Raw genomic sequence first — 13,502 nt, forward strand, 5'->3', positions numbered from 1 at the left:
GAACGCGAGCCGCATACCCACCGCGCACAGGAGCACCCCATGCCCCGTCCCCCGCTGCCACCGTTCACCACCCCCGGCGCCGCGCAGAAAGTCCAGCTCGCCGGGGACGCCTGGAACAGCCGCGTCCGTTTCCAGTACGAATGGCGCGACGAGGGCGACCGCACCATGTTCGGACCACGATCATGAGCAGGTTCGCCCAGCTTGCCTTCACCGAAAGGGTCCGGGCCCACCAGAAGGCGCACGGCAGCGATCGTGCCTACCGGCGCATGCTCGAAGGACCCGCCGAGGCCGACCGGCTGGGGCCCGACGAACGCGCCTTCATCGCCGAGCGCGACAGCTTCTACATCGCCACCGTGAGCGAGACCGGCTGGCCGTACATCCAGCATCGCGGCGGCCCGCCCGGCTTCCTGAAAGTCCTGGACGATCACACCGTCGGCTTCGCCGACTTCCGCGGCAACCGGCAGTACATCACGGTCGGCAACCTCGACCACGACCACCGTGTCTCGCTGTTCCTCATGGACTACGCCAACCAGGTGCGGCTCAAGCTGCTCGGCCGCGCCCGGATGGTCGAGGACGATCATTCGCTAGCCCGGACGGGCTACCCCGCCAAGGTGGAACGCGCCGTCATCATCCAGGTCGAGGGGATCAACTGGAACTGCCCCCAGCACATCCCGCAACTGTTCCCACGCGACGCCGTCGAGCACGCCCTCGGCCATCTGCAGGACCGGATCGCCGAGCTTGAACAGGAGAACGCCCGGCTGCGCGGAGCCGTGTCATGAGACGCTCGGGCACGCCTCCACCCGCTTCGGCGGGCCACGGATCGGCGATGTCCGACGACAAGCCGAGCTCCATCAGATCAGGTCAAGAGCCCGCCCCCTCACGGTGACCTTGCCTGTAGTGAATTCGACGTCCACGATGCCACCCCGGCAACCTTGCCTACCTCGGCCTTGGCCGGCGTCCCCGTACACGATGTCGCCGCCCGTCTCGGCCATGCCGACCCCGCGATCACTCTTCGGGTCTAAGCCCACGTGATCCGCTCAGCCGAGACGGCCGCTGCCGACATCTTCGCTGACTCGCTGCGAGACGGCTGTTGGTCGGCGAGCGGTTTTCGAAATACGAAGATCACCACAAGCACGAGGGTCGGCCATGACAGGAGGTGCCCGATGATCGTCAACGTGAACTGCTGCCACTCCACCTTTCGATGATCCCTGCCTCACTGGCCTCGTATGACTCGATGTCTGCCTCTGTTCTCACACCGTGATCAACAGGCCAAAGCCAGAGGAGTGATCCGCACAAGCCGGGACGCACGAGCACCATGAGTGCGGACCTCCTCATTCAATCCGCAACGCATCTCACCGCCATCGACATCGCTCTCCGTGTCTCGTGGGCGGCTTGTTTGCAGGAGGGTTAGCAAAAGACCCCCGCGATCATCGCGAGGGGCCTTTGACCTGGAGCCGCCTTGGGGATTCGAACCCCAGACCCCTTCATTACGAGCAAAATCGAACAGGTGTTCCTAGTCGATAGGTAGTCCTCGCTGCCCTGCTCGACTATCCGTTGACGTCCGTCAACGTCCGCGATCGCCTGCCGCCGTTGTCACTCAGAACGTCACTCACAGAAGACTGGCTCCGTTCGCGACTTTCGGCGCCACGTTGCCGGCGCCGCGTGCCGAGATGTTCGTGGGAACCGGCACCACTTGTGGATCTCGCCCGCCGCCCGGTGGCGCCGGCGGTAGCTCCGGAGCCCCGTGCACCCTCCGTGCGATCAATCATGGACGAGCCAAGTGCGAGTGCGCGGATCTGCCGATGAGCGCACCGCTGGTTTCCTGAGCGACGTCACGTGACGAGCACGGCCGTGAGTATCGAGAGATACGACTCATGGGCGAGATGCAGGCCGTCAAGATTGGACGTCCCGAACCACGCCACAGCGTCGTGCTCGTCCGGCGCGGCGTTGACGGGTGTTCCGGTCCACCTGTCGACTAACCAGATCTGCATGTGAAACGTCGCGGTCCGGATCTCATGCATCGGCGGGCCGGACGGCTGCGATGCCGTGATTCCCAACTCCTCCCGAAGCTCGCGGACAAGGCTCTCTTTCGGATCCTCCCCCTCCTCCACATGACCGCCCGGCAGGTCCCACACGTCGGGATACCAACGGCGTCCGGCGCTTCGATGACACAGCAACACCCGATCGCCGTCGCGAAGAACGGCCGTCACAATCCGGACCGGACCGGAGTCGTCAGCGGAGATCGTCATCGGCCCATTCTGACCCATGCGAATCTGCTGCATACAAGGCGCGTCCCGCCGCCGACACCCGTCACCGTGCGTGAGCGGTGCGCTGGCCGACGACAGACGTATCCCGCACCCACCAATGGGTGGCGCCCAAACTCACAAACATCGAGATCAGTAAGATTCCGCTGGTGCCGAAACTAAGCGACATCTGGCGCCGGAATTCATGACAAAGCCAGAAGAGCCAAGAACGGTGCTTCGCACGGGAGAGGCGCTGCAACATGTTACAGCCTGCCCCTGTCGCGCGTAGCGCAATGGGACGCGCGAAGCGCCATTTATATCTCGAAGTTGTTCAGGGACAGCAGGGACACCCCGCCGTGGGGCGTGTCCCCTCGTATGCGTCAACGATTGCGCAGGTCAGACGGCAGACGGGGACAGTGGGGACGCCGGGGACACACATCGTGGTTGCGACTTCGAGAATCGCTGCTGCGGTAGGGGCTGGTGAGGATGTCTCGCGAAGCATGGCACGCACAGACCCGGAACGAAAACCAGTCCGATCCCCACATCCGCCCCTTTGCCCCCGAAAGCCCCATAAGCGCCTCTGTATAACATGCAGCGGAGTACGGCGTATTACATTACGTTAATGGGCAGAGATGACTCTAGAGACGCCGTTCTAGCCCGCACCGAGCACGTATGGCCAGAGGTCTACAACGCGCTCACCAACGGCATCAAGACCGCGATCTACCTGCACGAAGTCGCGGAGTGGGAATTCCGGGACGACAAACACTTATACCAGCATATGATCCGCCGCAAAGCGATCGAGGCATTCAAATCTCTCGCACCCGAGGGCGACACCGCATCAGACCAGAGCGACGCTACCGACCTGCCGATGAGCGGGCTCATCCTCGCACTCGAACAAGACATAGTCCGGATATGGCACATCGCAACTGCCGACATCCCCAAACCGACAACACCTGCCAAGCTTGAGTTCGTGGACCAACCAGCCAGCGGCCAAGCCAGCTTGTTCGACCCCCACGAGTTCTCTGGACGTCCGCGTCGACGCAACTCAGAGCTCAACCACCTGATCTTGCGCTGGACGGTCAAAGACCACGAGATCGAGCGGTACGAACTGATTCGCCCAGCAGGGATTTGGAAGGGAAGGGTGGATATCGACTGGAGAAAGGACCTGCTCCCACGCTTCAGACAGCCACCAGCAGAACGTGGGAGCCAGGGTCGAGCGTGAATCCGAAGTCCGTGGAGCTCAGATGTCTTTCCGGGACGGCGGGGACAGCCCCACCCGTGAAGTGTCCCGTGCAAGGTTAGGCTTTCTTGCAGGTCAAGTCCCCCAAGGGACAGCAGGGACAATGGCGGCACCTAGAGGGCGGAACCGCAGGCACTCCTTGGACCACACCACCAGGGGGAGCCAGTGTCATACCCGCAACAGCTCACCCCCGAGGAAAAACTCGCCGACGCGAAGAAGCAGCTGAACCTCCCGCGTATCGTCGTGATCTGCGGCTCCACCCGTTTCATGACCGAGATGACCGAGGCCGACCTGCGGGAGACCACAGCCGGAAAGATTGTCGTCAAACCGGGCTGTGACATGAAGTCGCCGCACGAACTTTGGTCCGATCCTGTCGAGGCCGAGGCGCTGAAGGTTCGACTCGACGATCTGCACCGAGCGAAGATCCGGCTCGCTGATGAGGTGCTCGTAGTCGGCGACTACATCGGAGACAGCACCCGAGCCGAAATCGCCTACGCCCGGTTGCTGGGCAAGCCCGTGCGGTTCACGCACCCCGAAGTCGACCCTGACGCCTGACCGCCCGCTGCCACCTCGACAACCAGGGCCGGCAGCCCACCGCCTGACCGTCTCGCGGTGGCTTCGGCCGCCGCCCACCCCACACCCTCCGCAGGCATTCCTTGGGAATTGATCTTGTAGTGCGTCAGGGTGTGTTGCCGCCCACCGGGTGACCATCCTCAGGAGGCTTCGGACCGGCGAACGAGCCCAGACCCGGGACCGTGTAGATCACGCCTTCCTCGCGTAGGTGCGCGATCACCTTCCGCGCCGTTCCGCGCGCGATGCCGAACTCCTGAACCATCGATTGCTCGGAGTCCACCAGGTCGCCCGGCGACATGGCCGCGATCCGCCGGCGCATCTCGTCGGCCACCTGTCGCCACACGGGGCGATCCTTCCGAAACTCCATCACAGCTCGACCGTAAGCAGGCGTGGACGTGCTCAGTAATGCAGCTACGTTCATGAACAGGCATGTACGTGTATGGACGTGTGACGGTAGAGTCAGCGCATGGCCAAGTTGGAGCTTCCCGACTTCGACGCGTGGCAGGAGGAGTCCGGCATGTACAGAGCGAGACACAAGAGGACGAAGCAGGAGATCGAAGCCGACACATGGCGTCGACTCGAACTGCTCGCGTGCGCCGTACAGATCGGGGTCATGCTAAGCGAGTCGACCGGTGTCCGCGATACCCGATGAGCCCCTGGACATCGACTGGACAGCGTACGTCTCACGAGGGACACGCTCCCGCGTCCGGGAGTTCATGACACATGGTGCCATCGAGTATGAACTCTGCCTGGAGGGTGGGCAGTACGTCATCCGGCGAACCGACCGGCGGCGCCCGAACCATCCCACGGTCCTCGAAGCCGGGCGGAACCTATGCCGTCAGGCGATGCTTGAGCTCTGGCGGCTCATCGTCGAGGGACACGTCGGCTAGCTTCGATCACCGCGCCCATGGTGCATGACCTGCGCAAACGATGGCCACGCAGGCACGGATCTTCCTCAGAGTTCGGCGCAAGTTCAGCGTGGGGGCGGCACAGGGTCATGCCGCCGAACCGGCAACGGAACCCACCCTGGGATATGGAGATCACTCACCCGACTAACTGGAGGTTTGGGCATGGTTCTTCCTCTCCGAGGTACCGTCTTCCGTGACCAGTACGACGCGGCCAGCACCGACGCACGGAAAGGTCTGGGAGCGGCGGCCTCACTTGCAGAGCCTTATCGTCCCTGGCTTGCTGGGCACGTGGCCCAGCTCCAGCGGGCCGTGCGCACACTGGCTGGCGAGGCTTGCTCCCATCTGACAGCGCCGACTGTGATACACGCGGCCGTATGGGCGCCGGGCCGCCTCGTTTGCTCTGCCTGCACCGCCCACCTTGTGGCCATCACGTCCGAATGTGATCACTGCGGCAAGGTCACAGACCGGGTCCGGACAGGGCTATGCGTCGTCGGCCCCATTCAGCTCGCCTTCCGTCTGTGCCCTGCCTGTACGGTTGGCATGGGAAGCTCGTGAGCCGCATCTCGCCCCAGCTGGCATACGACTGGGAGGTGTTCTACAGCACCCACGACGCGTCCGAGGTCGGCTCGGCCGGCACCTGCGGCAGTGAACTCGGCGCCACGGTGGCGCTGAGTGTCGCCATGGCGCAGCCCGGGGCGTCCTGGGGGCGAGTCGTGAGGCGTGACGTGCAACTTGATCAGGCTGAAGACGCATGGCGAAGCGCCGTCATCCGCTTCGCTGAACTCAGCTCCACAGGAGCCGTTCAGTGGACTCCACCGCTCGATACGTGATCGCTCAGTCCTGCCAGGCGTCTTCTACACTGGCATTCACGTACCCGAAACCCCTGATCTGCCGAGGAGTCCGGCCCGGATGTCTGATCGATCAGGCCCCGACCCTGAAGCCGAGTGGTGGACGACGTCCGACGTCGCCGCCTTTCTTGGTGTGCGGGTCGCGACCATCAGCACGTATCGGCGCCGCGGGCAGATGCCCGAACCGGATCTCACGGTGGGCCGCACTCACGTATGGAAGCCGAGTCGCATCGTCAGCTGGCATGAGTCAAGGCCACGGCCCGGAGTCGGTGGGCGTCCAGTCCCCTCGGCCGGTTCGGAGGGCCAGGACTGAGTCACCTCTCCAACTGGGCGCGTAGCTCTTCGGCTGATATCGCACAGCGGAACCCGGTGTCGTCGTCCATCATGAGCGGCGATGCGTCGTTGAATTTTGATGGCGTCGCGCGGAAGAAGGGGCTTGTGAAGGCGCTCCCCTTGAGTTCGTACCTCACCGGGTCTTCCTGGCTGCGCGTCGAGCACCATTCCCACGTATTGCCGCACATGTCGTAGACGCCGTACATGCTCACACCGCTGTGGTACGTGTCCACAGGGGTCGTGTGCCGCAGGCCGCTTTCCCTGGAGTTGCATTTGGCCGGAGTTTCCTGACTTCCCCACGGGTAGATGTCACCTCGCGGGCCGCGCGCTGCCTTCTCCCACTGCTGGCTTGTCGGTAGGTCTTTCTGAGCCCATTCCGCATAGGCGGCGGCGTCGTGCCAGTTGACAAACACAACCGGGTGGTCCAGATCTTCGGTAGGTCTGGTTCCGGCTGTCCAGTGTCGCGGTGGTTCATAGCTCGTTGCTTCTACGAAGCGAGCGTAGTCAGCATTCGTGACGGGATAGACGTCGATGTAGAAGTCCGGTAGCCATACCGGCTCATCTTTCGGCCCTGACAGGAATATTCCCGCTTCCACAAGCGCCATGAGCCTGCCGTCACCGGGATGACGAACCTCGGCAGTTTTCGGCGAAGACGCGGACCCGGGATTCTCGACGCCTTGCTGCTGCGCCGTAGCGGGAGAATCCAGAGGCACGACATTGAGGATTCTTTCGAACCGTTCGTGAACTTCCGGATCTGATCGGACGAGGACAGTGTCCAGGGCCGCCTGGTTCATCTGCCGAGGGACGATCGTCTCCCCGCCGGCTTCCCACTTGGAGACCATACGGTCGCTGATACCGATGTGCTCTGCGAAGTCTCGGATACTCATTCGCTTCGCCTCGCGGAGAGCTCGAATCTCTCGACCCGTCCACTTGTCTACGGTAGCCACGAAGATGGACTCACCTTTCCTGTCGTCCTGGCCGCAGGCGGCTACAGGGGGTCCGGCAGAATATCGCTGTATTCCTCGCGCAGGGTATCGATAATCGGATGCCCTCCCGGGAAAGCAACGTCGTCTATCAGCTTGATAGCACGCACTCCGATGGCGGCATTCGTGGCAAAGGCGGCTTCCATGCGCTGAAGGTCAGATAGACGCACCTGGCTGCTGACCGTTCTCTTGTGCGTACCTTTCAGAAGGTCCATGGTCACGCCTTCAAGGACGTCCACGTTCGGCCAGATGACATTATCGCCATCGAAGAACCCAATGTTCCATGTCGCCCCTTCGCTGATGACAGATTGCGCGTCCACAAAGAGAGCATCGTCGAACCTGTTGAGCTGTGCCGCCCTTCGGTGCCACAGGGTGCCGAAAAGAGCGACATGCTTTATTGCTGGCATCTCTCTGACATAAGAGACGGATTGAACACTCAGGGGCGGCAACGGGATGTTGGCCGCTGCGCGCGTCGTGACAAGCACGTGCGGCTCAGCCTTCTTGCCCGGCGTGCCCAGTTCAAGATTCGGATCAAAGACGGTTACCCGAACGGTGTGAATGCCCGTTTTGCCAACCATCCGGCGTATGTATTCGCGGATGCTGTCCTCATTCGGACTGACACCGAATAGCAGCTGGCTATCCCGCTTGAGCCTCGCCATGTGCAGCTCAAGGCCGCGCACGCCGCCCTCTTCAACCCTAATTGAGGTGAAATGACCGAAATTGGTCAGCGCCAGGACCTGGAGATCTTCAACGCTGACCGCTGATCCGTTGAGTTCCGCCACAGACGCAGTTTCGCATCTGATCGTTTGGCTGCACAGAGGTTCAGCGGAAGTACCACACCAGCGATTCAACGGAAGTTCGGGGTTGGGGCGGCACTAGATCATTCCTCCTTCAGAGCCCTCGGGAGCAACCTGGACATCAGCAACACCGCAAGCGACCAGGGCGAACACAGGCTCCTTGACGAGTACTTACTGAGTTAGTACTCTCGGGAACGCCGAGCGATTCGGAGGACTTCCATGCGAAACACCATGTCGGCCCCTACGCGGGTCCTGCCCCGGTTGATCCTCTGGGGCGCGCTGATCGGCTTCGGCTGCTACGCGTTTCAAGACCCGCAGGGGGCGGCTCTGCTCATCAAGAAGGCGCTCACTTTCCTGCCCCAGCTAGGTGAGGTCTTGTCGACCTTCGTACGGACGATCACGTCCTGACTCGGCTTACACAACCAAACGAGGGCGACCCCCAATCCGCCAAGACCCAGGGTCGCCCTCAACTCCTCGAACAGAAGGAGCACCACCATCATGGCCTACCGGTCAATGATCAACGGTCCTGTCCCAGGGCCGCCCCAGCTGGCAGACCTACGGAACGAACTGCTGAACGCAGGACCGCAGTGCACGCCGGCCGATGTCGAGCTGTTCACCGGCCCCGACGACGACGCCGAGTCCGACGAGGCACGGCACAACCGCGAAGCGCAGGCGAAGGCTCTCTGCCGGCGGTGTCCGGCTCGGGCTGCGTGCCTGGACTACGCCCTCGCCGTCCGCCCGGATATCGGAGTGTGGGCGGGCCTGACCGCTGACGAACTCCTCGGGACGCACACGGACTCGGAGGTGGCGTGATGGCCGGCCGCTTCCAGTGCTCCGACTGCGGTCACCGCTCGCAGAGCGCGTTCGGCTGCCGCCGCTGCGGCGCCACCATCGGCCGTCAGATCCAGCTCTGCACCGCCCACGGTACGCGCTGCCATCCCGGGTGCCGCCCCTGCCGCATCCTCGTCCGCTCCCAGTCCGGCGCCTGAAAGGAGGGCTTCCGTGATCTCCGTACTCGTCTACCTGCTGGTGTTCTTCGCCGGGTGCGTCGCCTGCGACCTGGTGCGCTACGCGCAGGAGCGCCACCGGCTGCATCAAGCGACCCGCGTCGCAGCGAGCCAGGGCGACCCCCTGGAGGCGGCCTACCAGGAGTGGTCCGTCAATCCCGCCTACTGGTGCAACCGTCCTGGTTGCTCGCGCTGCGGGGGATGGTGGGGTCTGTCATGAGCCGTATCCGTGCCCGCTTCTGGGACCCGACCGGCGACCGCTACAGCCTCCCCACCTACCCGTGGCAGATGGCGCCGCCGCACCTGCTCACCCTTCGCCAGCTCACGGCCCGCGGGCTCCGGCCCGGCGGCCAGGGCGTCCAGGCGCAGGTCCTCTGGCGCTCGACCCGCTACGGCGCGCCCGGCGTGCGTGCCGCCTACCTGTACGACGTGCGGTTCGCGTTGCCCAAGCGCGTCGCGACGCCGGCGCAGCTCGCGGCGCTGGACAAGGCCAACGCCGCCCGCCGTACCTGCCCGGAGTGCAAGCGAGACGCCGGATACGTACTGCCCCGCCATCTCGACATCTGCCTGGACTGCGCACAGGAGGTGGTCGCGTGACCACCATCAACCCCGATCAGCCTTCAGAGCCCAGCCCGGAGGACATCGCGCGTGGCCTGGCCGAACTGGAGCAGCACGTAGCCAGCCAGACCCCGGTCGCGCCCCCGAGCGGTTCGGCCGTGCCAGTCGGCGAGACCAAGCGCGTGCGACAGCTCCGCGCCGAAGTCGCCGAAGCGCACCTGCTCGCCGACCTCCAGGACGACGACGCCCCGCTGTTGCTGGACACGCCCAAGGTGCGCAAGCGCCGCAAGGCTGCCCAGCAAGCCGCGCGGCTGCACGCCCTGGCTCAAGACCCGCAGATGCGTGCCTGGCAGGCCGCCCGGATGCGGCGCGTGCTGGTCACCGCCGCCCTGGTCTCGCTGGCACTCGCGCTGGCCTGGTCAACCGCCGGAGTGCAGCACTTCGCCGCTGACAGTGCCGCGCCCTGGTCCCCGGCCTGGCTCTTCGCCTGGCTGGTCGAACCGTTCCTGTCCCTGGCCCTGCTGGTCGTGGTCGGCGCACGCGCCTACCTCGGCACGCGAGGCCAACCGCTCGACGACCCCAAGCTCGTACGAATCGAATGGCTGTTCCTGGCGCTCACACTCGCCATGAACGCCTGGCCGTACCTGCCGCTGGTGGCCGCCGACTTCTCACTGTCCCGGCTCGTCCTGCACGTCCTGGGACCCATCGTCGCGGTGGCCATCGTCACCGCACTGCCCATCATCCTCGCCGCCTTCTCCAACCTGGACCACGGCGCCACCGGTACCCCTACTGACCCTACGTACAGGCCAAACACCAACGCACCGGACGCACTGACCGCCCGCGCCCGGCACCTGACCGCCACCGGCGAGCTTCCCCCCAACGCCGGAGCCGACAAGATCCGCCGCGCGCTCGGATGCGGCATGGACACCGCCCGCGCTGTCCGTGACGCCCTGCGCAACGACACCACCACCTAAGCGAGGAAACCACCCATGTTCACCACCGCTCTCGTCGTCAGCCTGATCTGCCTGGCCATCCCCGTGTCCACCTACATCCGCATGGTCATCACCGGTCGCCGCATCCGCTCCGCGATCCGCGCCCGCGTGTCCGCCTACCACCACATCGACGCGAGGTGATCGTGGCCACCGCCACCAGCGACAACCCGAACATCACACAGGGCGCGGACCCAATCCGCCAAGACCAGTCCGCGCCCTGCCACCACGCAACCCGCAATGAGCACGAGGTGCACACATCATGACCGACCAACCGCACGAGCACGAACGGACCCCGGCGAAAGACAACGAACGGCCCACCCAGAGCGCCAACATCGTCGACCTGGCCACCGCCCGCGCCGGACGCCTGACCCACAGCACGCCGCCGGCCGACACTGACGACGCTCCGGTCACCGAACGGCCCGAGTCGGCGCGGCGGACCACCGCCCGCGACACCTCCTATGAAATCGAGCTGGACGAGCAGCCGCCGGCCGATGCGGCACCGGTCGCGGTGGACCTGCCCGAGTCCGACGTCCCGGCCTCGCCGCAGGCGGAAAAGCGCCGCCCGATCATCCCGACAGGCCTGCACCGCGCCAACCTGCCCTCCACCGTCCGTGCAACGGCGAACAGGTGGGCGCACGTCGCCGCCTTCCACGCCATCCGCTCGCCCTGGTACCTCCTTCAGGTCACCTGGTGGGCCCTGGTCGGCCTGCCCAAGCTGGTCAGCCGGCAACTTCGCTGGTGGTGGGTCGACGAGCAGTACGCCCTGCTCCAGCAGGCAGCCACCGACAACGACCCGGCCATGTGGCTCAAGTTGCACCGCGAAGGTAAGGCCACCCGCCGCTGGCGTGGCCTGGTGCTGTTCTTCCAGGCCATCGCCGTGACCATCGCCGTCGTGGTGACGGCCCACCTGGAGACGTTGTGGCAGGTCGCCGTCGCCGCCGTCCTGGTGCCGGTCCTCGCCCGCTACGGCCGCCCCGCTGGCCGGCCGATCATCCCGACCGCCGTAGTCACCCGCCGCTACCGCAAGCTCAACAGCGACATCGTGCTACGGGCCTACTACGCCGCCGGGCTCGGCCATCCGGACCGGCCCAACCAGCAGATCGAGTTCGGCACCGCCATGGCGCGCGAGGGCAACGGCTCCAAGGTGCTGGTCAACCTGCCCTACGGCAAGACATTCGACGACGCCGTCAAGGCGCGTCCGAACATCGCATCCGGGCTGGATGTGGCGCTTGCCCAGGTCACCCTGTCGCGCGACCCCGAGTCTCACCGCTCGCACTGGCTGTGGGTGGCCGACTCCGATCCGCTGGCCACCCCGGCGGGCCGTACGCCCCTGCTGGCCTGCAAGGAAACCGACATCTGGCAGCCCGCCCCGCTCGGCGTGGACGAGCGTGGCCGCGCAGTCAGCCTGCTCATGCTGTGGGTGTCCATCCTGGTCGGCGCTCAGCCCCGGCAGGGAAAGAGCTTCACCGCCCGGCTGCTGGCCCTGTACGCGGCGCTGGACCCGTACGTCCGGCTGGAAGTGTTCGACGGCAAGGGCTCGCCGGACTGGCGCAAGTTCGCCCTGGTCGCGCACACCTGCTCATTCGGGTTCACCCCGTCCCGCGACGGCGACCCTGTGGAGATCTTCGTGCAGATGCTCCGCGACCTCAAAGCAGACGTGCAGGCCCGCTACCAGAAGCTCTCTGAGCTGCCGGTGGACGTCTGCCCCGAAGGCAAGCTGACCCGTGCGATCGCCCGTGACCCCAAGTACGGCATGCCCGTGCGCCTGGTCGTCATCGACGAATGCCAGGAGTACTTCGACACCGGCGACAAGGAGCTGAACAAGGAGATCGCCGGACTGCTGGTATTCCTGGTCAAGGTCGCCCCCGCCGCCGGCGTCATCGTGCTGGACGCCACCCAGAAGCCCGGCGGCGTCGGCACCGGCGACATCGCCACCTCGTTCACCAGCTTCCGCGACAACCACCAGGTCCGCATCGCCCTGCGCACCGGCTCCTGGCAGGTCTCGGACCTGGTGCTCGGGTCGGGCGCCTACAGCGAGGGGTTCGACTCCTCCGTCCTCTTGCCCTCCTACAAGGGCGTCGGCCTGCTACGCGGCGCCGGGGACAACACCCCGACCGTCCGCTTCCACCTGGCCGACGCCGAGGACGCCGAAAAGATCCTGCTGGCCGCACGCAAGCTCCGCGAGCGCGCCGGGACCCTGACCGGCATGGCCGCCGGGCAAGCCGCCATCCGCGAAGTCCGCGACGTACTGGCCGACGCCCTGAGCGTCTTCCAGAGCGGAGAAGCCGGCCTGCCGTGGGCCGTCATCGCCACCCGGCTGACAGAACGCATCCCCGAGCACCACGCCGACCTCACCGCCGAGGCCATCTCAGCGCAGCTGCGCGGGCTCGGCGTACCGAGCGTCGACATCAAGCGGGACGGCAAGGCGCTCAAGGGCGCCAAGAAGACAGCCATCACCACGGCGATGGACCGCCGGGAGACCACCACCGGATAGCCCGACCCGCGCCCGGCGAACCCCGGCTCGGAGGTTCGCCGGGTCGCGGACCACCCGCGACCGGTCGCGGCGGCGCGACCAGCCCCGCGACCACCAGAACACCACCTGACCAGCCCGAATATCCGCAGGTCGCGGGTAGCGGGCTCGGCTTCCCACGCCCTGAAACCGGCTCTGGAGACCATCCATGACCCATCTGGCCGCGACCGCGACCACCATCACCGCGACCCTGATCGCGACCACACCGACACCGTCCACACTGCCCGGCTGGGCGGTCCTCGCCGTCCTGGCACTGGCGCTGCCGCTCGCCTACGCCGTCGTGTGCGCCGCCACCCCGTTCGCGGCCTGCCGCCGCTGTCACGGCGTCGGCAAGACCCTCAAGCCCAACGGACATCTCAAGCGCTGGTGCAACCGCTGCGACGGCACCGGCCTGCGTCTGCGTTGGGGGCGCCGCCTCTTCAACTACCTCCGCCGACTCCATCAGGCCGGCACCCGATGACGACCACACCCCGCGCCCCGACGCATGACC

The 13,502-nt window shown here is 65.5% G+C and carries 19 protein-coding genes; 15 read left to right on the top strand and 4 right to left on the bottom strand.

Going from position 1 to position 13,502, the window contains the following annotated elements:
• Positions 1-39 precede the first annotated feature (39 nt).
• Both ABGA98_RS41730 and ABGA98_RS41735 read left to right on the top strand, forming a co-directional pair.
• A complete protein-coding gene (locus ABGA98_RS41730; protein ID WP_347624012.1) occupies positions 40-186 on the top strand; it encodes a hypothetical protein in 147 nt (48 codons plus the stop codon).
• Positions 183-779 carry a pyridoxamine 5'-phosphate oxidase family protein gene (locus tag ABGA98_RS41735; RefSeq protein ID WP_347624013.1) on the top strand — a complete coding sequence of 199 codons (597 nt, stop codon included), beginning with the start codon at positions 183-185 and terminating at the stop codon, positions 777-779. The genes ABGA98_RS41730 and ABGA98_RS41735 overlap by 4 nt, the downstream gene beginning before the upstream one ends.
• 1,053 nt (positions 780-1,832) lie before the next feature.
• Here ABGA98_RS41735 and ABGA98_RS41740 read toward each other — a convergent pair.
• Positions 1,833-2,249 (bottom strand): NUDIX hydrolase, encoded by a 417-nt coding sequence (locus ABGA98_RS41740; RefSeq protein ID WP_347624014.1) that lies wholly within the window; start codon positions 2,247-2,249, stop codon positions 1,833-1,835.
• A 616-nt stretch (positions 2,250-2,865) separates the two neighbouring features.
• Between ABGA98_RS41740 and ABGA98_RS41745 the strand changes: the two genes are divergently transcribed.
• The gene (locus ABGA98_RS41745) at positions 2,866-3,465 is read left to right on the top strand and encodes a hypothetical protein (RefSeq protein WP_347624015.1); all 600 of its coding nucleotides are present in this window, start codon (positions 2,866-2,868) and stop codon (positions 3,463-3,465) included.
• Positions 3,466-3,648: 183 nt separating this feature from the next.
• Entirely contained in the window at positions 3,649-4,038 is a 390-nt protein-coding gene (locus tag ABGA98_RS41750; protein WP_347624016.1) for a hypothetical protein, read from the top strand.
• Positions 4,039-4,162: 124 nt separating this feature from the next.
• Here ABGA98_RS41750 and ABGA98_RS41755 read toward each other — a convergent pair whose 3' ends face one another.
• Positions 4,163-4,399, bottom strand: a complete 237-nt coding sequence (locus ABGA98_RS41755; RefSeq protein WP_347624017.1) for a winged helix-turn-helix domain-containing protein — start codon at positions 4,397-4,399, stop codon at positions 4,163-4,165.
• A gap of 123 nt (positions 4,400-4,522) precedes the next feature.
• Here ABGA98_RS41755 and ABGA98_RS41760 point away from each other — a divergent pair, with 123 nt between their 5' ends.
• The gene (locus ABGA98_RS41760; protein WP_347624018.1) at positions 4,523-4,708 is read left to right on the top strand and encodes a hypothetical protein; all 186 of its coding nucleotides are present in this window, start codon (positions 4,523-4,525) and stop codon (positions 4,706-4,708) included.
• Between the two features lie 807 nt (positions 4,709-5,515).
• Positions 5,516-5,794, top strand: coding sequence for a hypothetical protein (locus ABGA98_RS41765; RefSeq protein ID WP_347624019.1), 279 nt, complete (start codon positions 5,516-5,518; stop codon positions 5,792-5,794).
• Between the two features lie 332 nt (positions 5,795-6,126).
• On the opposite strand, the gene ABGA98_RS41770 is transcribed toward ABGA98_RS41765, so the two are convergent.
• Together ABGA98_RS41770 and ABGA98_RS41775 are read right to left on the bottom strand one after the other, a co-directional pair.
• The gene (locus ABGA98_RS41770) at positions 6,127-7,092 is read right to left on the bottom strand and encodes an SUMF1/EgtB/PvdO family nonheme iron enzyme (RefSeq protein WP_347624020.1); all 966 of its coding nucleotides are present in this window, start codon (positions 7,090-7,092) and stop codon (positions 6,127-6,129) included.
• 41 nt (positions 7,093-7,133) lie between these two features.
• Entirely contained in the window at positions 7,134-7,910 is a 777-nt protein-coding gene (locus ABGA98_RS41775; RefSeq protein WP_347624021.1) for an aminotransferase class IV family protein, read from the bottom strand.
• A gap of 234 nt (positions 7,911-8,144) precedes the next feature.
• On the opposite strand from ABGA98_RS41775, the gene ABGA98_RS41780 reads away from it, so the two are divergent.
• The 9 genes from ABGA98_RS41780 (at position 8,145) to ABGA98_RS41820 (ending at position 13,472) form a co-directional block, all read left to right on the top strand.
• Positions 8,145-8,333 (top strand): hypothetical protein, encoded by a 189-nt coding sequence (locus tag ABGA98_RS41780; protein WP_347624022.1) that lies wholly within the window; start codon positions 8,145-8,147, stop codon positions 8,331-8,333.
• A gap of 90 nt (positions 8,334-8,423) precedes the next feature.
• Positions 8,424-8,738, top strand: coding sequence for a WhiB family transcriptional regulator (locus tag ABGA98_RS41785; protein WP_347624023.1), 315 nt, complete (start codon positions 8,424-8,426; stop codon positions 8,736-8,738).
• Positions 8,738-8,914 (top strand): hypothetical protein, encoded by a 177-nt coding sequence (locus tag ABGA98_RS41790; protein ID WP_347624024.1) that lies wholly within the window; start codon positions 8,738-8,740, stop codon positions 8,912-8,914. Before ABGA98_RS41785 ends, ABGA98_RS41790 begins: the two co-directional genes overlap by 1 nt.
• A gap of 13 nt (positions 8,915-8,927) precedes the next feature.
• Positions 8,928-9,152, top strand: a complete 225-nt coding sequence (locus tag ABGA98_RS41795; RefSeq protein WP_347624025.1) for a hypothetical protein — start codon at positions 8,928-8,930, stop codon at positions 9,150-9,152.
• Positions 9,149-9,529, top strand: a complete 381-nt coding sequence (locus tag ABGA98_RS41800) for an RRQRL motif-containing zinc-binding protein (protein WP_347624026.1) — start codon at positions 9,149-9,151, stop codon at positions 9,527-9,529. Before ABGA98_RS41795 ends, ABGA98_RS41800 begins: the two co-directional genes overlap by 4 nt.
• Positions 9,526-10,464 (top strand): hypothetical protein, encoded by a 939-nt coding sequence (locus ABGA98_RS41805; protein WP_347624027.1) that lies wholly within the window; start codon positions 9,526-9,528, stop codon positions 10,462-10,464. Before ABGA98_RS41800 ends, ABGA98_RS41805 begins: the two co-directional genes overlap by 4 nt.
• Before the next feature lie 15 nt (positions 10,465-10,479).
• A complete protein-coding gene (locus tag ABGA98_RS41810; protein ID WP_347624028.1) occupies positions 10,480-10,623 on the top strand; it encodes a hypothetical protein in 144 nt (47 codons plus the stop codon).
• Between the two features lie 118 nt (positions 10,624-10,741).
• Entirely contained in the window at positions 10,742-12,976 is a 2,235-nt protein-coding gene (locus ABGA98_RS41815) for a hypothetical protein (protein ID WP_347624029.1), read from the top strand.
• Between the two features lie 184 nt (positions 12,977-13,160).
• Positions 13,161-13,472: a hypothetical protein gene (locus ABGA98_RS41820; RefSeq protein WP_347624030.1), complete on the top strand. Its 312-nt coding sequence runs from the start codon at positions 13,161-13,163 to the stop codon at positions 13,470-13,472.
• The last annotated feature ends 30 nt before the right edge of the window (positions 13,473-13,502 follow it).

Origin of the sequence: Nonomuraea sp. B1E8 (assembly GCF_039871515.1) — a bacterium.
GTDB lineage: Bacteria > Actinomycetota > Actinomycetes > Streptosporangiales > Streptosporangiaceae > Nonomuraea.